Here is a 25,751-nt window from a genome sequence, read left to right as displayed (position 1 = left end):
TGAGTCGTGTCAACCGGAGCCTCTGGCCGTCCAGGGACACCGCGGCAGCGCCGTCGGCAATGGATCGGGCGCCGAGCACACCATGGTGACGGTCCGCCAGGGCAGACTCAGGGCAAGGCCGCCCGTCGACCGCCTCGGGCTCAGCTCGCGCCGCTGCGGCTCACCGTCGCGGCCGTTTCGGCCGTTTCGGCCGTTTCACCGCGGACGACATCCTGGGCGAGTTGGACGGCGATCGCCGCACTCTCTTCCGCGCTGACCCCGGACGCGTTGATGTAGAGACCGTTGATGATCAGCAAGATGCGGTCGGCGAGGCGCTCCGGGGCGGGGGCCGAGGTCTGCCGGGCGACCTCGCAGAGTTGCTCGCGGACCGTGCTGAAGTGCTCCAGCGCGACCTGGTGGGCCGGGTGGTCACGATCGGGGAACTCGGCGTAGGTGTTCCGCAGCGGGCAGCCCCGGGTTCCGGGGATGTTCTTCCCCACGATGCGGACCAGTTCGACCAGTTGCTCCTGCGGCTCCGGCACGGTCGCGCGAGCGGATTCCAGCGTGATGTTCCAACTGCGGGTGGCCCGCTGAAGGTAGGCCACCACCAGGTCGTCCTTGCTGTCGAACTCGCGATAGAGCAGGTTCTTCCCGCAGCCCGCCGCGTCGATGATCCGCTGCATGCCGACGGCGTGGACGCCGTACCGGTCGAACAAGTCGGCTGCGGCGTCCAGTATGCGGTCCCGCGCGGAGGAAACTGGCGTTCGAGGCATTTTGCCACGCTACCAGACCGATCGGTCCCCTCCTCCTGACATACCGGCACACCCCATGGCCCCTTACGACGCGAAGCCCCACCCCTCGCGCGCGGGGCGGGACTTCGCAGAACTGATCGATACGGTGCGGGTCAGCCGATCTCGGCACCGAAGGCCGAAAGCGCCTCCGTGACCGGCTGGAAGAAGGTCTCGCCGCCCGAGGTGCAGTCGCCGCTGCCGCCGGAGGTGAGGCCGATCGCGTCGCTGCCCGAGAAGAGCGAGCCGCCGCTGTCGCCGGGCTCGGCGCAGACGTCGGTCTGGATCAGGCCGTTGACGATGTCGCCGCTGCCGTAGTTCACGGTGGCGTCCAGAGCGGTGACCGTGCCGTCGTGCACCTGGGTCGTGGAACCGCTGCGGGTGACGTCCATGCCGACGGTGGCCTCGGCGGCGCCGGTGATCTGCTGCGAGGAGCCGTCGTAGAGGTTCACCTCGCTCGGGTGGTCGACCTCGGCGGTGTACTTGACCAGGCCGTAGTCGTTGTCGGGGAAGCTGGACTCCTCGTTCTGGCCGATCTCGGTGCCGCTGGAGTCCGACCAGGTGGAGATGGACTCGGTGCAGTGCCCGGCGGTGAGGAAGTACGGCTCACCGCCCTTGACCACGTTGAAGCCGAGCGAGCAGCGCCCGCCGCCTCCGGTGATGGCGTCACCGCCCGCGATGAAGGGCTTGAACTCCCCCTTTGTGCGCTGGAGTTCGGCCGTGGCGCCGAGTCCGTCGACGACCTTGGTGAGCTTGGCCCACTCGGCGTCGGAGACCGTGCGGTCGGCGGTGACGACGACCTTGTTGGTCGTCGGGTCGGTCGCCCATGAGGTGCCCGGGATGGTCGCGTCCTGCTTGAGGGTGCTGCGGGCGCTCTTCAGCTCACCGAGAGAGTTCTCGACGACTCTCGCCTTGGCGCCGGCCGCCTCGACGGTCTTCGCCGCGGACTCGTCCAGCACGTTGACCACGAGGCTCTTGGTCTTCGCGTCGTAGAACGTGCCCGCAGCGTCGGTGCCGAGGTCCTGGCCGAGTGTTAAGCCGAGCTTTCCGGCCGCCAGGGCGGACAGCGTCTCGGGTGCGGAAGCCTTCGGCGTCTCGCTGGCGTTCGCAGACTGGAAAGTGATTCCCGTGGCGACGAGTGCGGCGATACCCGCACCTACCAGGGCCGTCCGCCGCTTGGGTATGCGTCGGTGCTTCAACTCGCGTCCTCCTGTGGGGGGGTCGGTCCGGAGGTTGTGGGGACCTGCCGGACCGGAAGGCTGGTTGACGAGCGACCACTCTTCCGAACCGCACAGGGAGCGCACAAGGTCGACTTCAGGACGCGCGTAGAACGCGCTTGCGCGCCCCTTCATTTTTGACTGTCCACGGTCATCCCAGGCCACCGCACCGCAAACGCTACGCGCAGGTAACCCTTCATCAGCCTGTCAGGTCTGGTCCTGTCTGGAATTCACCTCTTGCACATCGAGGTGCGGATGCGCTTCGGCTGACGGAAGTTGCTCCTGCACCGGTTGCTGCGCCACGGACGGTGCCTGCTGCGCCGGTTGTTGCGCCGCCGCGGCAGGCGTCTGCTGGGCGGCGGCAGGCGCCTGTTGCGCCCTCTCCAGGAACCGCAGCAGCTCCACCGGGAAGGGCAGCACCAGCGTCGAGTTCTTCTCGGCGGCGACCGCCACCACCGTCTGAAGCAGCCGCAGTTGCAGGGCGGCGGGCTGCTCCGACATCACCCCGGCGGCCTCCGCCAGCTTCTTGGACGCCTGGAGTTCGCCGTCCGCGTTGATGACCCGGGCCCGCCGCTCACGGTCGGCCTCCGCCTGCCGGGCCATGGACCGCTTCATGGTCTCGGGCAGCGACACGTCCTTGATCTCGACTCGGTCGATGGTGACGCCCCAGTCCACGGCCGGGCTGTCGATCATCAACTCCAGCCCCTGGTTCAGCTTTTCGCGGTTGGAGAGCAGATCGTCCAGATCGCTCTTGCCGATGATCGACCGCAGCGAGGTCTGCGCCATCTGCGCGACCGCGAACCGGTAGTCCTCCACCCGGACGAGCGCCTCGGCCGGCGCGGTCACCTTGAAGTAGACGACGGCGTCCACCCGCACCGTGACGTTGTCCCGGGTGATGCCCTCCTGCGCGGGCACCGGCATCGTCACGATCTGCATGTTGACCTTCCGGAGCTTGTCGACGCCCGGAACGATCAGCGTGAACCCCGGCTCGCGCACCTGGGGCCGGAGCCTGCCGAGGCGGAACACCACGCCCCGTTCGTACTGTTTGACGACCCGCGCCGCCGCCATCACGTACACCGCTCCGGCGGACGCGAGCGTCACTCCCGCCGCCACCAGCTCCTCGACCATCACGGCCCCCAGGGTCCGATGTGACCGCCTGTATGTCGACGGTAACTCCGGCAGGGGACAAGGGCGAGCCCCCGCACGACAGTTGCGTGCGGGGGCTGGTCTGCTGCCGGCCGCAGATGGTGCGGCGGTGCGGGCCGGACCAGAAGACGGCCGGAGCAGAAGGGACCACCAGAAGGGACTACGAGAAGCGACTACCAGAAGCGACTACCGGAAGGGGCTAGAAGACGCTGACGCCGTACGCGTTCAGGGCCTCCACGACCGGCTGGAAGAAGGTCGTGCCGCCGGAGGAGCAGTTGCCGCTGCCGCCGGAGGTCAGACCGTAGGCGACGCCGTTGGTGCCGTAGAGCGAACCACCGGAGTCGCCGGGCTCCGCGCAGACCGTGGTCTGGATCATGCCGTAGACGACGTCGCCGCCACCGTAGTTGACGGTCGCGTTGAGGGCGGTGACCCGGCCGGTGTGGATGCCGGTGGTCGAGCCGTCACGGGTCACCGTGGTGCCCACGGTCGGATTGGCCGCGCGGGTGATGTCCGTGTTGCCGGCGGTGCCCGACTTGGTGACCGACGTGTTGGTGTACCGGACGAGGCCGTAGTCGTTCGTCGGGAAGCTGGAGCCCGCCGTGGTGCCGAGCGTGGTGGTGTGGCCCGAGTTGGACCACCAGGTGCCCGCGCCGTCGGTGCAGTGACCGGCGGTCAGGAAGTAGTTGTTGCCCGAGCTGTCACGGACGTTGAAGCCGAGGGAGCAGCGCCAGCTACTCGCATAGATGGCGTCGCCGCCTGCGATGTACTTCTGGAACTTGCCGTTGGTGCGCTTGATCGTGAGGGCGTCGGCGTTGGCGCCGGCCTGCTTCTTGATCTTCGCGATCTCGGCCTGGGAGACCGTGCTGTCGGCGGTGACGACCACACGGTTGGTCTTGCTGTCGACGGCCCAGGCGGTGCCCGGAACATCGGCTTTGAGTACCGAACTGCTGGCGCTCTTGAGCGCGGTGGCGCTGAAGGTAGTGGGGGCGTCGGACGCGTTCGCGTTGGGGACGGCAATCGCTGCCGCGGCCATTAATCCGGTGGTGACGGCGATCAGCCGGGTCCGTCTCGCGATGCCGCTGCGGGGAGTGGTGCGCTTGATCCTCACTTTTCGTTCCTCCACATGGGAAGTAGGGGGCCCTCGTGGGGTCGGGCCCGTGAGGCGCAGCCAGGATCGAGTGCCCGGATTCCGAACACGCCGTGCCCCTGACAAGCGCTGAGGGGAGTATTCGGCCGAACGGACGGTAGGCACAAGGGCGCCTTTCGGCCGTCGACCTTTGAACCAGCTGTGCGATGTACGGGAGTCGCCCCACCGCTGGACGCCCCCGGATGCCCCTCGCTACGCCTCGATCAGGTTCCGCTCCCCCGCCTCGACCGCGACGGCCGGCGTGTTCCCCGGCGGCGGAAAGGGGCAGATGAAGTGGTCGGCGAACGCGCACGGCGGCAGCAGGGCGCGGTTGAAGTCGACTGTCGTACGGCCCTCGGCGTCGGGCGCGGCGGGCCGCAGGAACCGGAATCGGTAACTGCTGTCCCCGCTCGTGGCATCGCCGAAAACCGCCCACAGCGAGCCGTCGCCCTGGACGGTCACCTGGAGCGTGAGTTCCTGCCCGTCGAGGGTGAAGGCCAGCTCCCCGCCGAGGCCGAGCCCACGTGCGCGGCCGTCGGCGTTCTCGACGCGTACGGTGCGGTCCTCGCCGTACGCCGTGAAGCGCCCCGGCACCGACCAGCGCGGATCGTACGGCGTGGCCTCGATACCGCTAAACGCCCGGCGGGCCGCGGAGTCGGGGTCGAAGTCGCGTACGCCCCAGACACCCTCGCGAACCAGTACGACCAGCCGCCGCTCGCCGTACGCCACCCGCGCGGCAGCCGCCGGCCCGGCGTCGGCCACGAGCCGCACCTCACCGCTGAAAGGCCGGCCGTCCACGCTCAGATTGCCGTCCCCGTCGTCCGCCGTGAGGACGACCGCGTCCCCCTCGACGGCCCAGGTCCCGGGGATATCCGGAAGTCGCCCGGCCGGATGGTCCTCCAGCCAGTACGTACCCGTGAGCGCGAGCGGCCCGTAGGGCGCCGACACCGTCTCGACGCGGTGCTCGTGCCACTGCTTCCACGCGTCGGACGCGCGGGTCGTCATGTGATCAGCTCTTCTGAACCGGGTCGGGCGACCCGAGGGGTGAGTTCGGAGCCGCGCCGCCATATTCCGTACCGGACACGGCCGCACGATCGCCGAGCGTCCGCAGGAACTGCAGCACCGCCCGTGCCGTCGCGTCGTTCTGCCGGAGCGTCATCCCTCCGGTGCGCGGCCGGGGGAGCTGGCCGGAGCCGCGCGCGTCGGTGTGCGGACCGAGTGCGAACCGCCGCGGGTGCGGCCGTCCGGCCCGGTCCAGGATGCGCCCGTCGGCGGGGTCCACGGACAGCAGCCCGTCAGCCGTTACGGCGGGCCCGTCGGCATACAGCTCCCGCAGCAGCGGGTCGCGGGCGCGCCGGACCGTCGGCTCGGGCAGCCGTGCCTCGACGAGCGCCCGGGCCTCGACGACCGATCCGGGCACGGTGGCGCTCGCCGCCCGGAACACCCCGTCCTCGGCGGTGACGGTCATGTCGGCGCCCAGGAACTTCAGGACGCCCGCGCGCGAGAGCGCGAGCATCTGCCGCATCCGGGGGCCGGGCGGCCCCGAGGCCAGATAGCTGAAGAAGCCGTGCCACCAGGGGCCGATGTCACCGAGCCGGATCAACTGGCCGTAGACGGAGAGCAGTCCGAAGAAGACGGCGAAGTCGGGGCTGTAGGCGGGATCATGACGTCGCGCCAAGTCGGCGGTGATATAGCCGCGCAGTCCCTCCTGAAACTCCTCGTACGAGCCGTACCGCTCCCCCTTCAGCGGACGGTCCAGCGCGGCGAGGTCGAGCCGATCGGCGGGATCGGGCACGGCGGACGCGACGAGGGCGGCACGCTCGGCCAGGTCGTCGGCCACCGCGTACTTCTCCTCGAAGTCGCTCCAGGCGACGGCCGTCCGCTCGGAGTGGGCCGTGAACAGCCGGTGGTAGTGGGCGAAGCCCAACTCCTTCTCCACCAGCGGCCACACGTCCCGCCGGAAGTCGAAGCCGTCCGGCCGGGCGAGCAGTCCTTCGACCTCGGCGGGCCCGAAGAACCTCGGCAGCGGCGGCGGCCGTTCACCGCTCCAGTCGTAACCGATCTTCGCGTGGTAGGGCACTCCGCGCCGCGAACCGACGTACAGCACGGGTTCCTGCCCCGAAGGCACGTAGGTGTCGCCGTCGTACCGGCCGCCCCGGCCCTCGGTGAGCAGCACCATCAGGTCGACGAAGGCGAGCCCGAAGCCGCGGACGAGGACGGGTTCGCCGGGCGCGAGCGGGGACAGGTCGCTGTCGGCGGTGAAGTCCGGCGGGAGGTGGACGAGCCCGTGGTCGCGGGCGTACGCGGCCAACTCACTCTGCCCCTCGTCCAGTTCGGCGTCCAGGTGGCCGAGAGCGAGGATGACCAGGTCGGCGATGAGCGGGTCCGGGCGGCCCTCCAGCCACACCTGCTGGCGGCCCTCGCGCTCCCCGCCGACCCGCAGGGCGCGCCGCGGATGGTGGTGGACGGTCACGCCCGGCGGCAGGGCGGCCACCGCCTGCTCGTGCACCCAGCGCAGGTACGTGCCCTGGAGCGGCCGGTCGGCGAAGGTGGCGCCGTCTATGCCGGCCCACTCGTGGAGGGTGGGTCCCTCCCGGACGGGCCCGGCCATGTCGACCGTCTCGTCGGTGAACATGGTGACGTCCTCGGCGTGCGAGTTCATCCACAGCAGCGGCGACTGCGCCTCGCGCCAGATACGTCCGGCGCCCGGCGGATACGGGTCGACGAGATGGATGTCGAGACCCGAACCGGCGTACAGCTCGGGCGCGTTGGCGGCGATCCGCTCGATCAGACCGGTACTTCGCGGCCCAGCCCCGACGATCACGAGAGAAGGCTGCGGCGCGGCGGGGGATTGGCCGTGGGGGGCGGAGGACATGCGAAAGCTCCGTGACGTCGAATGGGTCGAACTCGGTGGAACTCGGTGGAATGCCTTCACACGGACGCGCCGCGGAACGCGGCGCCACGCTGCCGAGCCCTCAGCAAGGCCGCTCTTCAAGATTACTTGTCCAATTCCCGTCGCTGTCAATGCCGTCCGGACTGTAAAACTCGCAGCTCAAGCCGCTTCACAGAGCGCCGACACCCTCTCCACACGATGCTCGTGCTACTGCTGATACTGCTCCCGCGCGTCGGACGCGTCCGCGGTCATGTCCTCATCCCTTCCCGGCGGGCCGGAGAGCCCGAGGTGTGAGCGCAGGGTCGCGCCCCGGTATTCCGTGCGGAACGCGCCGCGCTCCTGGAGCAGCGGCACCACCCGGTCCACGAACTCGTCGAGCCCGCCCGGGGTGAGGTGCGGGACGAGGACGAAGCCGTCGGCGGCGTCGCGCTGCACGAAGTCGTCGATCTCGGCGGCGACCGCCTCCGGGGTGCCGATGAAGGACTGCCGGCCGCTCGCCTCGATCACGGTCTGCCGGATGGACAGCCCCTTCTCCTTCGACAGCGCCCGCCACTTCTCGGCGATCGCCACGGTGTCGCCGCGCCGGGTCCGCCCCTGTGTGATCGACGAATCCGGCACCGGGTCGATCTCGGGCAGGGGCCCGTCCGGGTCGTACGAGGACAGGTCGACGCCCCAGATCCGCCCCAGCATGAGGAGCGCGTTCTGCGGGGAGACCTGCTGCCGCCGGATCTCGGCCGCCCGCTCCCGCGCCTCGGCGGCGGTGTCGCCGAGGACGACGGTGACACCGGGCATGATCTTCAGGTCGTCGGGGCTACGGCCGTACTTCCTCAGACGTCGCTTGACGTCGGCGTAGCAGGCACGGCCCGCCTCCAGCCTTTTCTGCCGGGTGAGGACGACGTCGGCCGTGGACGCGGCGAACTCCCGCCCCGCCTCGGAGTCCCCCGCCTGGATGACCACCGGGTGGCCTTGCGGGGAGCGCGGCACGCCGAACTCGCCCGCGATGTCGAAGTGCCGGCCCCGGTGCGCGAACGGCCGGGACACCCCCTCCGGTGTCCAGGAGTCCCACAACTCCCGTACGGTGGCGACGAATTCGGCGGCACGTGGGTACCGCTCGGTCCCGTCCAGGTATCCGCCCCGCCGGAAGTTCTCCCCGATGGAGGCGTCCGAGGAGGTCACCACGTTCCAGGCGGCCCGGCCACCGCTGAGGTGGTCCAAGGTGGCCAGCCTGCGGGCGAGTTCGTACGGCTCGTTGAAGGTCGCGTCGACGGTGGCGGCAAGGCCGAGACGCTCGGTCACGGCGGCGAGCGCGTTGAGCACGGTGATCGGCTCGGGCCGCCCCGCCACGTCCACGTCGTCGATACGGCCCTTGTTTTCGAGCGGCCACAGCCCCTCGGCGCGCCCCGTGAGGAGGAAGAAGTCGAACAGACCGCGTTCGGCGGTGCGGGCCAGCTGCTCGAAGGAGGAGAACTCGATCCGGGAGTGGGGGATGGCGGCGAGATGCATGCGTTTTCGTACGGTCATGACGCTCCCCCTGTCACAGCCCCTGTCACGGACCCTGTCACAGCCCCTGTCACAGCCCCCGTCACGGGGGTCACGGCGTACTGGTTGGCGGGCCGGGCGAGTCCCAGATGCTCCCGGAGCGTGCTGCCCGGATAGAAGGTGCGGAACAGTCCCCGGTGTTGCAGCAGCGCCACCGTGCCGTTGACGAGCCGCTCCAGGTCACGGCGGGGCTCGGCGGGCCTGAGGTGGAAGCCGTCGACGGTGCCGTCGGTGTACCAGGAGGTGATCAGCTCCGCGAGGTCGACGGGGCCGCCCCGGTACAGCGGGCCCCGCGCGGTCTGCCGGGGGCCGCCCCCGCCGTGGCCGGGCTCGGCCGCGTGCTCCCCGTCGCCGAGATCGACGACGAGGCTCGCGAGGACCCGCAGGTGGTCGGGATCCCGGCCGAACGCCGACGCACTGTCCCGGAGTTCGGCCCGTACGGCGGCGAGTTGGGCGTGGCTCACCGCCCGCACGAACACCACGTCGGCGTACCGGGCCGCGGTCCGCCGGGCCTGCCCGTCGGTGGCGTCGACCACGCGCACGGGGTGGCCCTGCGGGGGCCGCGGCACGATCGAGGGGCCCCTGACCGAGAAGGTGGAGCCGTGGAAGTCGACCTGGTGCAGCTTGTCCCGGTCGACAAAGCGACCGGTCGCCACGTCCCGTACCCCGGCGTCGTCCTCCCGGCTGTCCCACAACTTGGCCGCCACGTCGGCGACTTCACCGGCCTCCTGCCACAGCGCGGCGACGGGCGCGGCGTGCCGGCGTCCGAAGAGGCGGGCCTCGCCCTCGCCGGCCGACACGTCGATCCGCCAGCCGGCCCGGCCACGACTGACCCAGTCGAGGGTCGCGACGGCGGCCTGGACGTGGAAGGGCTCCGTGTGCGTGGTGGTGACGGTGGGGACGAGTCCGATGCGCCGCGTGGCGGGCGCCACCCGGGACAGCACGGCGAGCGCGTCGGGGCCGGGGCGGGCGAAGCCGTCGTCCAGGGTCACGAAGTCGAGCCCGCCGCGCTCGGCGAGCCGTACCGACTCGGTGTAGGAGCCGGCGTCGTACACCGCCCGCTGATCGACGGCGGCGGCCAGGTGCAACGGGCCCCGGCCGTGCGATGAGGTCATGGGGAAGAAGCCCTTTCGGTAGCCACATCTGGGGCCACAGCCGTGGACCACAGCCATGGGACACAGCCGTGGGTCACAGCCGTGGGTCACAGCACCTTGGAGAGAAACGCGCGCGTCCGCTCGTGCCGCGGCGCGTCGAGTACGTCACCGGGCGGGCCCTGCTCGACGATCCGCCCGTCGTCCATGAACACCACCGTGTCGGCGACCTCGCGGGCGAACCCGATCTCGTGTGTGACGACGATCATCGTGCTTCCCCGATGCGCCAAGTCCTTGATGACGTCGAGGACTTCACCGACGAGTTCGGGGTCGAGCGCGGAGGTCGGTTCGTCGAAGAGCAGCAGACTGGGCTCCAGCGCGAGCGCCCGGGCGATCGCCACCCGCTGCTGCTGTCCTCCGGACAGGTGCTTCGGATAGGCGTCGGCCTTGTCGGCGAGCCCGACCCGGTCGAGCAGGCGGCGCGCGGCCCCGACGGCGTCCTTGCGCGGCCGTTTCAGCGCGGACACCGGTGCCTCGACGATGTTGTCCAGCACGGTGAGATGCGGGAAGAGGTTGAAGTTCTGGAAGACGAAGCCGATCCGCGTGCGCTGTCTCAGCACCTCGCGCTCGGGCAGTTCGTACAACTTGTCGCCCAAGCGCCGGTAGCCGACCAGCGCCCCGTCCACGCTGATCGAGCCCCGGTCCACCTTCTCCAGGTGGTTGATGGTGCGCAGCAGCGTCGACTTGCCGGAGCCGGACGGGCCGAGGATCACGGTGACCTCCCCGGCGCGCACGGCGAGGTCGATGCCCTTGAGCACCTCCAGCGAGCCGAAGTTCTTGTGGACGGACCTGATGTCGACCATGACGCTCATCGCGGGGAGTCCTTCACGTAAGACAGATAGGGCATATAGACAGAAGGGGGAATTGGACGTCTCAGGCGGCCGCGCGACGGGCGAGCGTGCCCAGGAACGCCAGCGCGGCTCGTGCCGTCGCGTCGTTCTGCCGGAACGCCGGCCCTCCGGTGCGCGGCCGAGTGAACGCGCCGGAGCCGCGCGCGTCGGTGTGCGGACCGAGCGCGAACCGCCGCGGGTGCGGCCGTCCGGCCCGGTCCAGGACGCGTCCGTCGGCGGGGTCGACGGACAGCAGCCCGTCGGGGGTCGCGGCGGCGCCGTCGGCGTACAGCTCCGGCAGCAGCGGATCCCGGGCCCGTTCGACGGTGGGCTGCGGCAGCCGTGCCTCGACGAGCGCCCGGGCCTCGACGACGGCCCCGGGAACGGTGGCGCTCGACGCCCGGAACACCCCGTCCTCGGCGGCGAGGGTCATGTCGGCGCCCAGGAACTTCAGGACGCCCGCGCGCGAGAGCGCGAGCATCTGCCGCAGCCGGGGGCCGGGCGGCCCCGAGGCCAGATAGCTGAAGAATCCGTGCCACCAGGGGCCGACATCACCGAGCCGGACCAGCTGCCCGTACACGGAGAGCAGGCCGAGGAAGACCGCCAGGTCGGGGCTGTGCGCCGAGTCGTGACGGCGGCTCAGGTCCCCCTCGACATAACCGCGCAACCCCTCCTGGAACTCCGCGAAGGAGCCGTACCGCACCCCCTCCAGCGGACGGTCCAGCGCGGCGAGGTCGAGCCGGTCCGCGGGATCGGGCACGGCGGACGCGACGAGGGCGGCACGCTCGGCCGGGTCGTCGACGGCCGCGTACTTCCCCTCGAAGTCGCTCCAGGCGACGGCCGTCCGCTCGGGATGAGCCGTGAACAGCCGGTGGTAGTGGGCGAAGCCCAACTCCTTCTCCACCAGCGGCCACACGTCCCGCCGGAAATCGAAGCCCTCCGGCCGGGCAAGCAGTCCTTCGACCTCGGCGGGCCCGAAGAACCTCGGCAGCGGCGGCCGTTCACCGCTCCAGTCGTAACCGATCTTCGCGTGGTACGGCACTCCGCGCCGCGAGCCGACGTACAGGATCGGCTCCTGTCCCGAAGGCACGTACGTCTCCCCCACGTACCGCCCGCCCCGGCCCTCGGTGAGCAGCACCATCAGGTCGACGAAGGCGAGCCCGAAGCCGCGGACGAGGACGGGTTCGCCGGGCGCGAGCGGGGACAGGTCGCTGTCGGCGGTGAAGTCCGGCGGGAGGTGGACGAGGTCGTGTTCGTCGGCGTAGGCGGCCAACGCCCGCTGCTCCTCGTCGAGTTCGGCGTCCAGGTGGCCGAGGGCGAGCACGACGAGGTCGGCGATGAGCGGGCGCGGGCGGCCCTCCAGCCAGACCCGCTGGCGGCCCTCGCGCGGTCCGTCGACGCGCAGGGCACGCCACGGATGGTGGTGGACCGTGACACCCGGCGGCAGAGCGGCGACCGCCCGCTCGTGCACCCAGCGCAGGTATCCGCCCTGGAGCTGCCGGTCCGCGAAGGTACGGCCCTGGATGCCGGCCCACTCGTGCAGCGTGGGGCCCTCCCGGACGGGCCCGGCCATGTCGACCGTCTCGTCGGTGAACATGGTGACGTCCTCGGCGTGCGAGTTCATCCACAGCAGCGGCGACTGCGCCTCGCGCCAGATACGTCCGGCGCCCGGCGGATACGGGTCGACGAGATGGATGTCGAGACCCGAACCGGCATACAGCTCGGGCGCGTTGGCGGCGATCCGCTCGATCAGACCGGTCCCCCGCGGCCCGGCCCCGACGATCACGAGAGACGGCCTCATCGGGTGCGCTCCGAGCCCCGCGCGTAGTGCTTCTCCACGTAGTGCTGGCCGAGGCTGAGCACCGAGGTGACGATCGTGTACCAGACGGTGGCCACCATCAGCAGCGGGATGACCTGGTAGGTGCGGTGGTAGACGAGCTGCGCCGAGTAGAGCAGGTCCTGGACGGCGATGACGCTGACGATGGAGGTGCCCTTGAGGGTGCCGATCAGCATGTTCCCGGCCGGCGGCACGATGGAGCGCATCGCCTGCGGCAGCACGATCCGCCACCAGCGCCGCCATCGGCTCAGCCCGAGCGCCTGCGCGGCCTCGATCTGCCCCCGGTCGACGGAGAGGATGCCGCCGCGCACGACCTCGGCGGCGTACGCGGCCTCGTGCAGGGTGAGCCCGATGATCGCGACGGTGACCGGGCCGAACAGGTCGACCGTCTTCACCCCGAGGATCCGCGGGTACAGCGCCCCGATGTTGAACCACAGCAGCAGCTGCACCAGGATCGGGATCGAGCGGAACAACCAGACGTACCCCCAACTCACGCTTCGGAGAACGGGGTTGGCGGACAGCCGGAACGCGGCGAGCAGGGTGCCGAGCGCGAAGCCGAGCGCCATCACGACCGCGGTCAGCCACAGGGTGAGCCACAGGCCGCGCAGTACGGCGTCCGAGGTGAAGTAGTCGGCGACGACGTCCCACTGGAACGCCTCATTGCGCACTACGGAGTTGACGGCGAGGGCGAGCAGCGCCAGGACGAGGACGGCGGCCGTCCACTGACCGAGACGGCGCCGCGGGACGATCCGCAGGGAGTCGTCCGCGTGCTCCGGGCTGTCCGGCGCGGCGGCGGTCTGGGCGAGGGTGTCGGAGGACATGCGAAGGCTCCGTGGCATCGAGTCGGTCGAACTCGGGCGGGTGCCTTCACACAGGTGCGGCCGAGCCCCTCAGCAGGGCCGCCTCTTGAGACTACGGGTGCGTTTCCCCTCACTGTCAAGGCTGTCCAGACTGTGAGCCGTACGTCTCAAGTCGGTTGACGCAAAACCGGATGCCTGTTCCACTTGGCCCATGCATCCACAGCAGTGGCTGGTCAAGCGCTCCCACATCGACCTCGGTCGAGTGTGGTCCTCCTCCTGTTGAGCTGACCCACTGCGCGCCCTGATCCGCTGATCCGGCGGGGCGCTTTCACGTTCTCCCCTTTCGCGTTCTCCCCTTCGCGTCCGGCCTTTCGCCTTCGCGTTCCCCCTTTCGCCTTCACACGCGCGCCCTCCCCTCACCCAGCGCTTCTCGCTCTCAGGAGACCGCCACACCATGCGTACGCCCACGCGTGCCCGAAATGCGCTCATCGCCCCCTTCGCTCTGATCACCGCGGCGACCCTGTTCCTCACCGCGTGCGGCTCCGGCGCGGACGACGCCGTCAGCACCGCCGCCCAGGCGGACAAGATCCCCACCACGGACGTCGTCTCCGGCATCGGCAGGGACCCGGCGGCGGCCGAGTTGCTGCCGTCCGGCGTCACGAGCCTCACCGTCGCCGTCAGCGTCGGCGGCACGCCGCCCGGCACGACCTACCTGGACGACGGCAAGACACTGACCGGCCAGGACGTCGACTTCGCGCACGCGGTCGCCAAGGTGCTCGGCATCCGGCTGAAGACCGAGCAGGCGTCCTTCGAGGCGATCCTGCCGGCCCTCGACAGCGGCAAGTACGACTTCGGCGCCAGCAACTTCGGCGTGACCGACGAGCGGCGCGGGGCCATCGACTTCGTCACCTACATCAACGACGGCCAGGGCTTCGCCACCCGCGAGGACAGCGAGCTGTCCAAGGTCACCGACCTGAGGCAACTGTGCGGCCTGAACATCGCGACCGGCGCGGGCACCACCTTCGAAGCCACGCTGGAGGAGAACAAGCACCTCTGCACGGATGCCGGGAAGAAGGCGTACGAGGTGCGGACCTACAACGAGCAGGGCGCCATCTGGTCCTCGCTCCAGCAGGGCCGCAGCGACGTCGTGATGTCCACGATCAACGGCCTGCGGTACGCGGTCGCCCACCAGGAGGGCGTGAAGTTCCTCAACGAGTTCCACCGTCTGGACGTCGGCTTCGCCTTCAAGAAGGGCACGAAGCTGGCGCCCGCCTTCCAGGCCGCGGTGAACAGGCTCATCGCCGACGGGACATACGCCAAGATCCTGAAGAAGTGGGGTACGACGGCTTCCGCGATCACCAAGTCGCAGATCTCACCGCCGGAGTTGAAGGACTGACGGCCAAGGACCAACAGACCAACAGCCAAGGACTAACAGTTACAGCCGCAGTCACATCCGTCGCACCCGCAGTCGCACCCGTCACCGCAGCACTCACAGCAACTACAGCAGTCCCCGCAGCCGGAGCAGTCGGCGTTGGAACACAGTCCTCCCCGGCGCTCCCGGCTCCACGGATCGTCGAACTCGCCGCAGCACATCTGGCACGTGCAGGCCAGCCCCAGCCACACCGCGCACCCCGCCACCAGCCCGCGCCGGTCGCGTCGCGGCGGCTCCGGGGGCAGCGGGGCGCCCGGTCCGCCGGGCGGCGCGTACGGCCCGTACGGCCCGGACAGTGCGGGCCGGTGCGCGCAGGAGGCCGTGCCGAAGGCCCGGTCGACGGAGGTGCGAAGCTCGTGCACGAGCAGCCGGTGCGCCAGCCGACTGTCCGTGAACTCCGCCTCCCGCAGCGCGAGCCGTATCCCGTGCAGGGCGTCGTCCGCGAGCCGCCGGGCCTCCGCCAGGGGCGTGCCGGTCGCGGTGAGCGGGTTCCAGGCACCCGACGCGGCGTCAGCCTCCCTGTCCTCGACGGCGTCCAGGAGATGCGCGAGGCGTCCGAAGAGGCGTCCGGTCTCGGCGAGGGGCTCGGCGTTGCCCGGCCGCCCGGCCAGTACCGCGGTGTGCGCGAAGGCCGCCGCGGTCGCGGTCTCGGTGGGTTCGGTGACCGTCAGGAGGGACGTTCCGGGCCCCGCCAGCGTCTCGATGCCGAGCTGCCGGTCCACCGCGTCGACGAGTACGGCGGTGTCGAAGCCGACGTCGGAGCCGGTCCGTGCCCCCGCCCGCCCCCAGCTCGTGGCGACCCGGCGTGCGGCGAGCGCCACCGGCCTGCGGCCCAGCAGCCCGTCCCCGTCGGCGACATGGTCGCGCACCTTGGCCGAGGCGAGCACCAGCGAGACGGCGGCCGCCAGCCGCGCCCCCTCGCCATGCGCGACGGACGCGGTGCGCATTCCGCGCAAGGGACACGGTCCCGCCGTACGCCGGCCGGCGCCGTCGCGATCGGTCTGAGCATCCGTCAAAACGGATATCAGCAAACCGTCGTAGTTCGTGACGATGCGCGAAAACTGCCCGTGGTCCTTGCGCAGCGCGAGACACAGCCCGCACAAATGCGCCATCCACTGGGTGGTGAGGCTCTCACCGAGCCGGTGACGGCACGGCCTGACGATTCCGAACACGACGATCCCCCGTGGTGCGTACGGCGTTGAACTGCGGCGAGCTGCCGCATCGTATCGACCGCTCGTTCACCCGTACGCACCGCCACTCACCCATACGCCGTGAAGAATCATATTTCACTCACAGTCAGCAGCCGTTTGCAGAACGACCCTTGGGACACTTGGACTCTCGACGTATTCGCTCTGCACCAGTACCGTCACAAACCCCCCGCGCGGCGTCTATCCACTTGGCGCACCGTCCGCATCATGGATGACCATAGGGATGCGGAAGCACGAAAGACCGCTGTGAGAGGAGGCGTCCATGGGATCGGTACGCAAGGCAAGTGCCTGGCTTGGCCTCGTCGACGACAACGAAGACGAGCGTTACTACGACGATGACTACTCCGAAGGGACCGAGCCCGGGGAAGCCTGGGTCACGGACCCGCGAGTCAAGGTGGCGTCCGACGTCGCCGAGGAGAAGGGCCGCCGGATCGGCACGGTCACCCCGGACAGTTTCCGGGACGCCCGTGCCATCGGCGAGCTTTTCCGCGAGGGCGTACCCGTCATCGTGAACCTCACGGCCATGGATGCCGCCGACGCCAAGCGCGTCGTCGACTTCGCGGCCGGGCTGATCTTCGGCCTGCGCGGTTCGATCGACCGCGTGTCCAACCGTGTGTTCCTGCTCACCCCAGCCGACACGGAAATCGTGAACGGCGATCCGGCCCCGCACCGGACGGACGGCTTCTTCAACCAGAGCTGAGGCAGGGCCGCTCACCGGCCCTGCCCGCTGTGGGGGAATCAGCGGAAGGCGTCGAGTCCGGTGAGCGCCTTGCCCAGCACGAGCTGGTGCATTTCGACGGTGCCCTCGTAAGTGAGCACCGATTCAAGGTTGGTCGCGTGCCGCATCACGGGGTATTCGAGCGAGATCCCGTTGGCACCGAGAATCGTCCGGGCCGTACGGCAGATGTCGATGGCCTCGCGGACGTTGTTGAGCTTGCCGAAGCTGACCTGCTCGGGACGCAGGCGGCCGGCGTCCATGCGCCGCCCCAGATGATGGGCGAGCAGAATCCCCTTGTGCAGTTCGACCGCCATGTCGGCGAGCTTGGCCTGCGTCAGCTGGAACCCGCCGATGGGCCGCCCGAACTGCTCGCGGGTCTTCGCGTACTCCACGGCGGTCTCGAAACAGGTCCGCGCCGCGCCCATGGCTCCCCAGACGATGCCGTAGCGGGCATGCGACAGACAGCTGAGCGGGCCCTTGAGCCCGACGACCTCCGGGAGTACGGCATCGGCCGGCAGCCGTACGTCGTCGAGCACGAGCTCGCTGGTGACGGACGCGCGCAGCGACCACTTGTGCTTGATCTCCGGTGCCGAGAACCCGGGACTGTCCGTCGGCACGACGAACCCGCGGATCCCCTCGTCGCTCTGCGCCCACACCACGGCCACCCCGGCGACGGACCCGTTGGTGATCCACATCTTCCGCCCGTTGAGAACCCAGTCGCCGCCCTCGCGCTTGGCGTACGTCCGCATGGCGGCGGGGTCGGAGCCGTGGTCGGGCTCGGTCAGCCCGAAGCACCCGATGACCTCGCCGGCGGCCATGCGGGGCAGCCAGGCCTGCTTCTGGTCTTCACTGCCGAACCGGTGGACGGCGTACATCGCGAGGGACCCCTGCACGGAGACAAGGGAGCGGATACCGGAGTCCGCGGCTTCGAGCTCCAGACAGGCCAGCCCGTACTGCACGGCGGTGGCGCCGGCGCATCCGTACCCGCTGAGCGACATCCCGAGGGCACCGATCCCGCCGAGCTCGCGCGCGAGGTCCCGGATGCCGGGCAGTTCCCCGTTCTCGTACCACTCGGCGACATACGGCAGCACACGGTCGGCGGCCCAGGCCCGCATGGTCTCCCGGATGGCCAGGTCCTCCGGATCGAGCAGGTCGTCGATGCCGAGGGGGTCTGCGGGGTCGAACGGGACCATGATCACGTCCTCTCAAAACTAGCACCGCTAGTCACCATTTCCGAGGCTGACGTTACGACGCGGTTTCCCGCACGTCGAGGCCACACGAGACCGGGAGCCGCCGACGGCGATGCACCCCCACGGGAAACGTCCACTTCTCAACCGACCGCCACGGGCGGTGCGCGGGTGGGAGACGCCCTGCGTCAAGCGGAGACACGGGACTCGGCAACTTCCCGAGGCGCAGGCACCTCCACCGCACCAACATCCTCGCACTGCATACTCCGCGGCAACCGCAACGCCATCACCGCCCCCAGCAACAACAACCCCGCACTCACCAGCAACGTCACATGCAGCCCGTGCACGAAGCTGTCCTGTGCCGTCCGCCGCAGGGCAACCCCCGCCGGCCCCCCGAGCCGCCCGGCCACCTCGTACGCCTCCCCCAGCGAATGCCCCGCCGCCTTCGAGGCCGCCGCCGGTACCCCCGGCACGGACGACAGCCCGGGCGCGTACGCCGCGTTCATCACGCTGCCCAGGAGCGCGATACCGATCCCCGCCCCCAGCTGGTACGACGTCTCCCCGATCGCCGCGGCCCCGCCCGCCTGCTCCGGCGGAGCCTCGCTCAGCATCGACTCGTACGCCCCGAAGAGCGTGGTCTCCAGACCGAAGCCCAGCACCACGAACCCGAACAGCAGCAGCCCGGTGTTGTCCTCCTGGCCCATCGCCGTCAGCAGCACCACGGCGCCGGCCGTGAGACAGAACCCGACGCTCACCATCCGCCGCGGCCCGAACCGCCGCAGCATCCGCGCGCCGGCCAGCCCCGCCGCCATCGCCGCGATGGTCAGCGGCAGCAGCCGCAGCCCCGTCTCCAGCGGCGACAGTCCCAGGACCAGTTGCAGATACTGCGCCGCGATCAGCTCGAGGCCCACCAGCGCGAGCATCGCCAGCACGATGCAGCCCACCGCCGTGCTGAACGCCGGCCGCGCGAACATCCGCAGATCCACCAGGGGATGCGTACGCCGCCTCTGCCGTCGTACGAAAAGAACCAGCAACACCGCGCCGACCGCGAGCGGCACCAGGGTGAACGGGCCCAGTTCGCCGCCCCCGAGCCGCTTCACGCCCAGGACCATCGCGAACAGCCCGGCCGCCGCCGTGAGCGCGCCGACCACGTCCCAGGGGCCGTCGCCGGCCCCCTTCGACTCGGGCAGCAGCAGTCGTCCGATCGGCAGGCTGACCAGCATCAACGGTATGTTGACGAGGAACACCGAGCCCCACCAGAAGTGCTCGAGCAGGAAACCGCCGAGCAGTGGTCCGACCGCCGCGCCCACCGCGGCCACCGCGCTCCAGATGCCGATCGCGAGGGCGCGCTCACGCCGGTCGGGGAAGACCTGGCGGAGGATCGACAGCGTGGCAGGCATGATCATCGCGCCGCCGACGCCGAGCAGCGCCCGCGCCATGATCAGTACCTGGGCGGTGTCGGCGAGCGCGGCGAGGGCGGACGCGACGCCGAACAGGCCGTAGCCGAGGAGCAGGATCCGTCTGCGGCCGACGCGGTCGCCGAGCGTGCCGAAGAGGATCAGCAGCGAAGCGCAGACGAGCGGATAGATGTCGACGATCCAGAGCAGCTCTATCCCGCCGGGCTTGAGGTCCTCGGTGACAGCGGGCACAGCCACGTGCAGCACGGTCGCGTCGAGCGCGACGAGCAGCAGGCTGGCACACAGGACGACGAGGACGACCCAGCGGTTGGCACCGGCCCCGGCCGCCCGACGGCGCAGCCCAGCGGCGGCCGTGGTCGTCCCGGACATCTACGTACCTCCCAGTGTTCCCTCGCGTTCGGCGGGCTCACGGGGTGGGGACTCCCCGTGACTCGGCCGGAGAGGAGCGGTGGTCTCCGGCCCGCGCAACGATGGCGAGTGACACGTCAGCGTACGCGAGTTCATCGCGGTGCCTAGTGGCGGACCTCTCAGAGGTTGTACGGAACGCGTGTGGCATACGCCACTCTCCTCCCGCGCGACCATGCCCCGGCCGGCCACCCGGTTGCGTACACCGTCGATAATCGAGCCCGTGACCGATCTTGGAACGCGCGCGGCCCCGCCCGGTGCCCCGAGCCTGCGCCGAGTGGCCCCGGCTCTCCTCGGGTACGCGGCCGTACGCGCTCTGGGCCTGCTCGCGCTGACCCTGTGGAGCGCGGCGCGCGACAAGAGCGCGTACACCTTGCTGACCGGTCGCTGGGACTCCCTCTGGTACACGAGGGTCGCCGAGCTGGGTTACGGCTACGAAGTGCGCCTGCCGAACGGCGATGTGCACTCCAACCTCGCCTTCTTCCCGCTGCTGCCCTGGCTGGAGCGACTGCTGGCCGCGCTGACCCCGCTGTCGTACGCCGGCGCCGGTTTCGCCGTCGCACTCCTCGCCTCGCTCGCCGCGGCCTGGGGGATCTTCGCGGTGGCCGATCATCTCTACGGTCCCCGGGCGGGCTTGTGCACAGTGCTGCTGTGGGCCGTGCTCCCCGTGGGGATCGTGCAGTCGATGGCGTACAGCGAGTCGCTGTTCACGGCGCTGGCCGCCTGGTCGCTGTACGCGATCCTGACCGGCCGCTGGGTGGCGGCGGGCGCCCTGGCGTCACTGGCGGGCCTGACCCGGCCGGTGGGGCTCGCCGTGGTCGCGGCGGTGTGGGCGACGGCGATCGCCTCGTTCGTGCGAGACCGAAGCGAGGCCCAGGCAAGCGGCGCACACGACACGCCCCGCGCCCCCGACCTCGGCGCGCGCCGCGTCCTCGGCATGGCGCTCTCCCCCCTCGGTGCCGCCGCGTACGTCCTGTGGGTCGGCCACCGCACCGGCAAGGGTCCGCTCGGCTATCTCGACGTCCAGGCCGGCTGGCGCAACGGCTTCGACGGCGGCTACGCCTTCGCCCGCTTCGTCGCCGACAAGTTCACGTCGTTCCCGTCGGCACTCGCGGGCGCCGGGCTGATCGTCGGGGTCGGCCTGATCGTCTGGCTGTACGTCGTCTGCGTACGACAGCGCCAGCCGCTGCCCCTCCTGGTGTACGCGGGTGCCGTCACCGCGATGGCCCTGTGCGCGTCAAGTTATTTCGGCTCGAAACCGCGCCTCCTGCTGCCCGCCTTCCCCCTGCTGCTGCCCCTCGCCCTGGCCCTGGCCCGCGTGCCTACGCACAGGTCAGCACTGGTCATCGGTCCCGTCGCGGTGGCCTCCGCGCTGTACGGGGCGTTCTGGCTGAACGGCTCCGGTCCGCCATGATCGACTCCGGAGAGTCCATGAGCGCCGGGAGAAATCCACCCCATGATTCGGTGAACGAATTCATAAGCGCCGATAAACCGGAACCCGGAACGATCAAAGGAATTGAAGGACGGAGTCGTCCAGGATTGCGGAATCCCTGGAATTAAACCTCTCACTGAGAGGAATCCCACATCACATGGTCATCACAAAGCCGTGGATTCGACGGGGAACTGAGCTCACTCGCTGTAACGTCGATTGCGTGCGTACCGAACGAAACCTCACCCGTCTGGACCGGGTGTTCGCCAGGCTGGATCGTGAGCCGGAACGACCGGCCCACATCGATGTGCCGAAGATGAGTAGGCACAGGGTCGCGTTGCTTGCCGGGACCCTGGCCTTCTATCTGGCGATCGTGTGGCTCGTGGTGACCACCTCCTGGCTGGTTCGCCTCGACTGGCAAGTCATGTTCTTCCGCCCGTACCAGCAGTGGGCGGAGATCCACTGGTTCGTCGACTACTACGTGGTGCTCGGCCAGCGCGGCCCTACCGCGGTGATGGTCGCGGCCTGGCTGGGCTGGCGCTCCTGGCGGCAGCACACGCTGCGTCCGCTGCTCACCCTGGGCGCGTCGCTGCTGCTGCTGAACATCACGGTCGGCGCCGCCAAGATCGGCATGGGCAGACTCGGCCCGCACTACGCGACCGCCATCGGCTCGAACGAGATGGGCCTGGGCGGCGATATATTTCCCAGCGGCCACACCGCCAATGCCGTGGTGACCTGGGGAATCCTGGCGTATCTGGCCTCCACCCCGCGAGCGCGCCGCTGGCTGTCCGCCCTTTCGGCGGTGGTCTCGCTCGGCGTCGGGATGGCCACCGTCTACCTCGGTACGCACTGGTTGAGCGACGTACTCCTCGGCTGGGCCGCGGGTCTGCTGGTGCTGCTGGCCCTGCCGTGGTGCGAGCCGCTGATGGCCCGTGCCGAGGCCGGGATCTTCGACCTGCGCGACCGCTGGCGCGCCCGCCGCGACGTTCCGGCATCGGTGCCGGTCTCGCCCGTCGAGGCTCCGGTGCTGCTCAAGCCGCTCGGCACCGCCGCCCAGAACGAGACTGCGGGCCGCCCACCCCGGGCGCCCGCCTATCTGGCCCCGGGCCCGCACACGGCCCGCTCCGAGCGCACGCCGGTCACTCCCGTCGGCAGCCGCCGCCCGCCTCAGTCGGACCGCGTCGGGCGCGGTACGACCTCGGCGGCCCGCCCCTGACAGCGGGGTCGGTACGCACAGCCCACCCCCGCACGGCGACGGCCCCGGCTCCTTTCGAGGAGCCGGGGCCGTCGCCGTGCTGCTGGGCGTTCAGCCCTTCCAGGCCCGGGCCACGCGGCCGTCCTTCACCTCGAAGTTCAGCCGGCCCACGCGGTACTCCATGGTGATGATCGCCCCCGGCGGCAGTGACCGCACCGTCGACCACCCCCGTTCGCGCGCGAGCCGTTCGGCCCGGTCGGCGTCCTGGCCGACATAGGTGTCCGGACTGTCGTCCGGTTCGGCGGGAGGAGTCGGAATCGGTGCCATACGGCCACGCTAGGCCCTGTTCGGCGACCGGGGAAGTGCGGACCCTCACCCAGGGTCACGCGTCCCTCTCCGGTCACACTTCTGTCACAGAATCACGACAGTCGTTTCGGCCTAACTTGCTCACACGTATGGGCGGTTCCATAGCCCTTCCGCAGGGAATCGAACTCAATTCCCGCGTGTCGCACCAGCCCCTGGAAAAGCACCGTCGGAGAGTTCCGGGAGAACCCGCACCCGACTCTTTTCCCCGCCGATTCCACACGGTTCCCGGGACCTGACGTCGCATAGGAAATACACGGCTGCGGCACAGAACGCCCGTATCGCCCGCTGCCGGAGCACGCGACAGCGCGAGCATCATGGCGACTGCTCGCGGGTACGCGTGGCGCGGGCAGCGGCGAGTCCGGGCGCGACGAGCGAAGGGGCGAGCGAGCGATGGGGACGCAGACCGTGCAGGCGACGGCACCCGTGCGGATCAATCCGCACGGCAGGCTGATCGTCGACTGGCTGACCACCACCGACCACAAGAAGATCGGGCACCTCTACCTGATCACGTCGTTCGCGTTCTTCCTGGTCGGCGGCGTCATGGCGCTGCTGATGCGCGCCGAGCTGGCCCGGCCCGGGCTACAGATCGTCGACAACCAGGAGTTCAATCAGCTCTTCACGCTGCACGGCACGATCATGCTGCTGCTGTTCGCGACGCCGAGCTTCGCGGGCTTCGCCAACGAGCTGATGCCGTTGCAGATCGGCGCCCCGGACGTCGCCTTCCCCCGGCTGAACATGTTGTCGTACTGGCTGTTCCTCTTCGGCGGCCTGATCGTGCTCGGCTCGCTGCTGGTGCCGTCCGGCCCGGCCGCCTTCGGCTGGTTCGCCTACGCGCCGCTCAACGACGCCGTGCACTCCCCCGGCGTCGGCCCCGACCTGTGGATCATGGGGCTGGCGCTGGCCGGCTTCGGCACGATCCTCGGCGCGGTCAACTTCATCACCACCATCGTCGGGATGCGCGCCCCCGGCATGACGATGTTCCGGATGCCGATCTTCGTCTGGAACACCCTGTTCACGTCGATCATGATCCTGATGGCGTTCCCCGTGCTCGCGGCGGCGCTGCTGTGCCTGGAGTCGGACCGGCGGTTCGGCTCGCACGTCTTCGACGCGACGAACGGCGGGGCGCTGCTGTGGCAGCACCTGTTCTGGTTCTTCGGGCATCCCGAGGTGTACATCATCGCGCTGCCGTTCTTCGGCATCATCAGCGAGATCATCCCGGTCTTCAGCCGCAAGCCGATCTTCGGCTATCTGACGCTGGTCGCGGCGACGATGGCGATCACCGGTCTGTCGATGATCGTGTGGGCGCACCACATGTTCGCCACCGGTGCGGTGCTGCTGCCGTTCTTCTCCTTCATGAGCTTCCTGATCGCGGTGCCGACGGGCGTGAAGTTCTTCAACTGGAGCGGCACGATGCTCAAGGGCTCGCTGTCCTTCGAGACGCCGATGCTGTGGGCGGTGGGGTTCCTGGTGACGTTCCTGTTCGGCGGCCTGACCGGGGTGATCCTGGCCTCGCCGCCGATGGACTTCCACGTCACCGACACCTACTTCGTGGTCGCGCACTTCCACTACGTCGTCTTCGGCACGGTCGTCTTCGCGATCTTCGCCGGCTTCTACTTCTGGTGGCCGAAGTTCACCGGCAAGATGCTCGACGAACGGCTCGGCAAGATCCAGTTCTGGACGCTGTTCGTCGGCTTCCACACCACGTTCCTGGTGATGCACTGGCTGGGCGCGGAAGGCATGCCGCGCCGGTACGCCGACTACCTCGCCGCGGACGGGTTCACCGTGCTCAACACCATCTCGACGATCGGCTCGTTCCTGCTCGGCATCTCCACGCTGCCCTTCCTCTACAACGTCTGGAAGACGGCCAAGTACGGCAAGAAGGTCGAGGTCGACGACCCGTGGGGCTTCGGCCGTTCCCTGGAGTGGGCGACCTCCTGCCCGCCGCCCCGGCACAACTTCAACGCGCTGCCCCGGATCCGCTCGGAGTCCCCGGCGTTCGATCTGCACCATCCGGAGTACGCCGCGCTGACTCCCCAGCCCGAGCCAAAGAGCGAGCAAGCCGGTCCCGAGCCGTCCTGATCGCCTCGGTCAGCTCGGCGGGCTCCAGCACCTCGAACTCGAAGCCTGTCGTCATCACGTGGATCACCATCACATCGAGGCTCGCGGCCCCGGTGCGCAGCACGCAGGCGTCCGGCCCGTCGGGCTCAAGGGTCCCGGCGGTCGGGGAGATCCGCTCGGCGGCCTCCTGGAGCGGCACGAGCAACCGGATGACCGCGTGTGAGGCGTACGCGCGCGTGGAGACGCCTTGGGAGACGTACGCGGCGAGGTCGTCGGCGGGCGGCTCGCGCGGCTCGAAGCGCGGGCCGTGCGGCGGCCTGGGGATGACGCGGTCGACGCGGAACGTCCGCCAGTCCGCGCGGTCGAGGTCCCAGGCGACCAGGTACCAGCGGCGCTCGCTGCACACCAGGCGGTGCGGTTCGACGCTGCGGCGGGTGGCGGCGCCGATGGGGGTCCCCCCGCTCGAGGATGTTCGAGAGTGGGGGCGATCGCGGTACTCGAAGCGCAGACGCTCGGCGTCCCGGCAGAGGTTGGCGAGCTCGGTGAGGACGGCCGGGTCGATGGCGGAGGGCTGCGGGCCGCGCAGCATCGGCACGGTGAAGGCGTTCAGGGCGCTCACCCGGCGGCGCAGCCGGCTCGGCAGGACCTGCTCCAGCTTGGCCAGGGCCCGTACGGAGGTCTCGCCGATGCCCTCGATGCCCTGCCCGGCGGCCGTGCGCAGCCCGACGGCCACGGCGACGGCCTCGTCGTCGTCCAGGAGCAGCGACGGCAGCTCGGCGCCCGCGCCCAGCTGGTAGCCGCCGCCGGTGCCGGGACTGGCGTTGACGGGATAGCCGAGCTCGCGCAGCCGTTCCACGTCCCGGCGCGAGGGTGGGGGAGGTCGGCCAGGTCGGCGCCGGACCAGTCGCGGTGGGCCTGGAGCAGCGAGAGCAGGCGCAGCAGTCGTGCCGAGGTCTCCAACATGGGGCCGAGTCTGCCAGCGATCGCGAACAGCAGCTGTCCGCATGTCATGGCCGATACGGCAGCTCT

Annotated in this window: 20 protein-coding genes and 1 pseudogene; 5 read left to right on the top strand and 16 right to left on the bottom strand. The window is 70.0% G+C overall.

Annotated elements, in window-relative coordinates:
- Window positions 1-140: 140 nt before the first annotated feature.
- The 11 genes from AB0I77_RS46200 to AB0I77_RS46150 all read right to left on the bottom strand — a co-directional run bounded on the left by AB0I77_RS46200 (window position 141) and on the right by AB0I77_RS46150 (window position 13,327).
- Entirely contained in the window at window positions 141-752 is a 612-nt protein-coding gene (locus AB0I77_RS46200) for a TetR/AcrR family transcriptional regulator (RefSeq protein WP_363288927.1), read from the bottom strand.
- A gap of 131 nt (window positions 753-883) precedes the next feature.
- Window positions 884-1,966, bottom strand: coding sequence for a S1 family peptidase (locus AB0I77_RS46195; RefSeq protein WP_363288926.1), 1,083 nt, complete (start codon window positions 1,964-1,966; stop codon window positions 884-886).
- 225 nt (window positions 1,967-2,191) lie between these two features.
- Window positions 2,192-3,112 (bottom strand): slipin family protein, encoded by a 921-nt coding sequence (locus AB0I77_RS46190; RefSeq protein ID WP_363288941.1) that lies wholly within the window; start codon window positions 3,110-3,112, stop codon window positions 2,192-2,194.
- A gap of 217 nt (window positions 3,113-3,329) precedes the next feature.
- Complete coding sequence (locus AB0I77_RS46185) at window positions 3,330-4,238, bottom strand: S1 family peptidase (RefSeq protein WP_363288925.1); 909 nt, start codon at window positions 4,236-4,238, stop codon at window positions 3,330-3,332.
- Window positions 4,239-4,469: 231 nt separating this feature from the next.
- The gene (locus AB0I77_RS46180) at window positions 4,470-5,261 is read right to left on the bottom strand and encodes a DUF1684 domain-containing protein (RefSeq protein ID WP_363288924.1); all 792 of its coding nucleotides are present in this window, start codon (window positions 5,259-5,261) and stop codon (window positions 4,470-4,472) included.
- A 4-nt stretch (window positions 5,262-5,265) separates the two neighbouring features.
- The gene (locus AB0I77_RS46175; RefSeq protein WP_363288923.1) at window positions 5,266-7,131 is read right to left on the bottom strand and encodes an FAD/NAD(P)-binding protein; all 1,866 of its coding nucleotides are present in this window, start codon (window positions 7,129-7,131) and stop codon (window positions 5,266-5,268) included.
- A 225-nt stretch (window positions 7,132-7,356) separates the two neighbouring features.
- Window positions 7,357-8,670: an NtaA/DmoA family FMN-dependent monooxygenase gene (locus AB0I77_RS46170; RefSeq protein ID WP_363288922.1), complete on the bottom strand. Its 1,314-nt coding sequence runs from the start codon at window positions 8,668-8,670 to the stop codon at window positions 7,357-7,359.
- Window positions 8,667-9,803, bottom strand: a complete 1,137-nt coding sequence (locus AB0I77_RS46165) for an LLM class flavin-dependent oxidoreductase (RefSeq protein WP_363288921.1) — start codon at window positions 9,801-9,803, stop codon at window positions 8,667-8,669. Before AB0I77_RS46165 ends, AB0I77_RS46170 begins: the two co-directional genes overlap by 4 nt.
- Window positions 9,804-9,889: 86 nt before the next feature.
- On the bottom strand, window positions 9,890-10,651 hold the full coding sequence (locus AB0I77_RS46160; RefSeq protein WP_363288920.1) for an amino acid ABC transporter ATP-binding protein: 762 nt from the start codon (window positions 10,649-10,651) through the stop codon (window positions 9,890-9,892).
- 61 nt (window positions 10,652-10,712) lie between these two features.
- Entirely contained in the window at window positions 10,713-12,470 is a 1,758-nt protein-coding gene (locus AB0I77_RS46155) for an FAD/NAD(P)-binding protein (protein ID WP_363288919.1), read from the bottom strand.
- Entirely contained in the window at window positions 12,467-13,327 is an 861-nt protein-coding gene (locus AB0I77_RS46150) for an amino acid ABC transporter permease (protein ID WP_363288918.1), read from the bottom strand. The genes AB0I77_RS46155 and AB0I77_RS46150 overlap by 4 nt, the downstream gene beginning before the upstream one ends.
- Before the next feature lie 433 nt (window positions 13,328-13,760).
- On the opposite strand from AB0I77_RS46150, the gene AB0I77_RS46145 reads away from it, so the two are divergent.
- Window positions 13,761-14,702 carry an ABC transporter substrate-binding protein gene (locus AB0I77_RS46145; RefSeq protein ID WP_363288916.1) on the top strand — a complete coding sequence of 314 codons (942 nt, stop codon included), beginning with the start codon at window positions 13,761-13,763 and terminating at the stop codon, window positions 14,700-14,702.
- A 32-nt stretch (window positions 14,703-14,734) separates the two neighbouring features.
- Here the strand turns inward: AB0I77_RS46145 and AB0I77_RS46140 are convergent, their stop codons facing one another.
- Window positions 14,735-15,910: a DUF5685 family protein gene (locus tag AB0I77_RS46140; RefSeq protein ID WP_363288915.1), complete on the bottom strand. Its 1,176-nt coding sequence runs from the start codon at window positions 15,908-15,910 to the stop codon at window positions 14,735-14,737.
- Between the two features lie 298 nt (window positions 15,911-16,208).
- Here AB0I77_RS46140 and AB0I77_RS46135 point away from each other — a divergent pair, with 298 nt between their 5' ends.
- Entirely contained in the window at window positions 16,209-16,646 is a 438-nt protein-coding gene (locus AB0I77_RS46135) for a cell division protein SepF (RefSeq protein WP_363288914.1), read from the top strand.
- A gap of 38 nt (window positions 16,647-16,684) precedes the next feature.
- Here the strand turns inward: AB0I77_RS46135 and AB0I77_RS46130 are convergent, their stop codons facing one another.
- Entirely contained in the window at window positions 16,685-17,857 is a 1,173-nt protein-coding gene (locus AB0I77_RS46130) for an acyl-CoA dehydrogenase family protein (protein ID WP_363288913.1), read from the bottom strand.
- A gap of 182 nt (window positions 17,858-18,039) precedes the next feature.
- Window positions 18,040-19,638, bottom strand: a complete 1,599-nt coding sequence (locus tag AB0I77_RS46125) for an MFS transporter (protein WP_363288912.1) — start codon at window positions 19,636-19,638, stop codon at window positions 18,040-18,042.
- Between the two features lie 259 nt (window positions 19,639-19,897).
- Here AB0I77_RS46125 and AB0I77_RS46120 point away from each other — a divergent pair, with 259 nt between their 5' ends.
- Together AB0I77_RS46120 and AB0I77_RS46115 are read left to right on the top strand one after the other, a co-directional pair.
- Entirely contained in the window at window positions 19,898-21,088 is a 1,191-nt protein-coding gene (locus AB0I77_RS46120) for a mannosyltransferase family protein (protein ID WP_363288910.1), read from the top strand.
- Between the two features lie 238 nt (window positions 21,089-21,326).
- Complete coding sequence (locus AB0I77_RS46115) at window positions 21,327-22,319, top strand: phosphatase PAP2 family protein (protein ID WP_363288909.1); 993 nt, start codon at window positions 21,327-21,329, stop codon at window positions 22,317-22,319.
- Window positions 22,320-22,409: 90 nt separating this feature from the next.
- On the opposite strand, the gene AB0I77_RS46110 is transcribed toward AB0I77_RS46115, so the two are convergent.
- Window positions 22,410-22,625 (bottom strand): I78 family peptidase inhibitor, encoded by a 216-nt coding sequence (locus AB0I77_RS46110; RefSeq protein WP_363288908.1) that lies wholly within the window; start codon window positions 22,623-22,625, stop codon window positions 22,410-22,412.
- A gap of 429 nt (window positions 22,626-23,054) precedes the next feature.
- Between AB0I77_RS46110 and ctaD the strand changes: the two genes are divergently transcribed.
- Window positions 23,055-24,743, top strand: coding sequence for a cytochrome c oxidase subunit I (gene ctaD / locus AB0I77_RS46105; protein WP_363288907.1), 1,689 nt, complete (start codon window positions 23,055-23,057; stop codon window positions 24,741-24,743).
- Here the strand turns inward: ctaD and AB0I77_RS46100 are convergent.
- Window positions 24,628-25,685: pseudogene (locus AB0I77_RS46100) on the bottom strand (WYL domain-containing protein); the annotation flags it as partial. The gene ctaD and the pseudogene AB0I77_RS46100 overlap by 116 nt on opposite strands.
- Between the last annotated feature and the right edge of the window lie 66 nt (window positions 25,686-25,751).

The organism is Streptomyces sp. NPDC050619 (assembly GCF_040654815.1).
Classification (GTDB): Bacteria; Actinomycetota; Actinomycetes; order Streptomycetales; family Streptomycetaceae; genus Streptomyces.
This window is presented reverse-complemented; position numbering and strand designations above follow the sequence as displayed.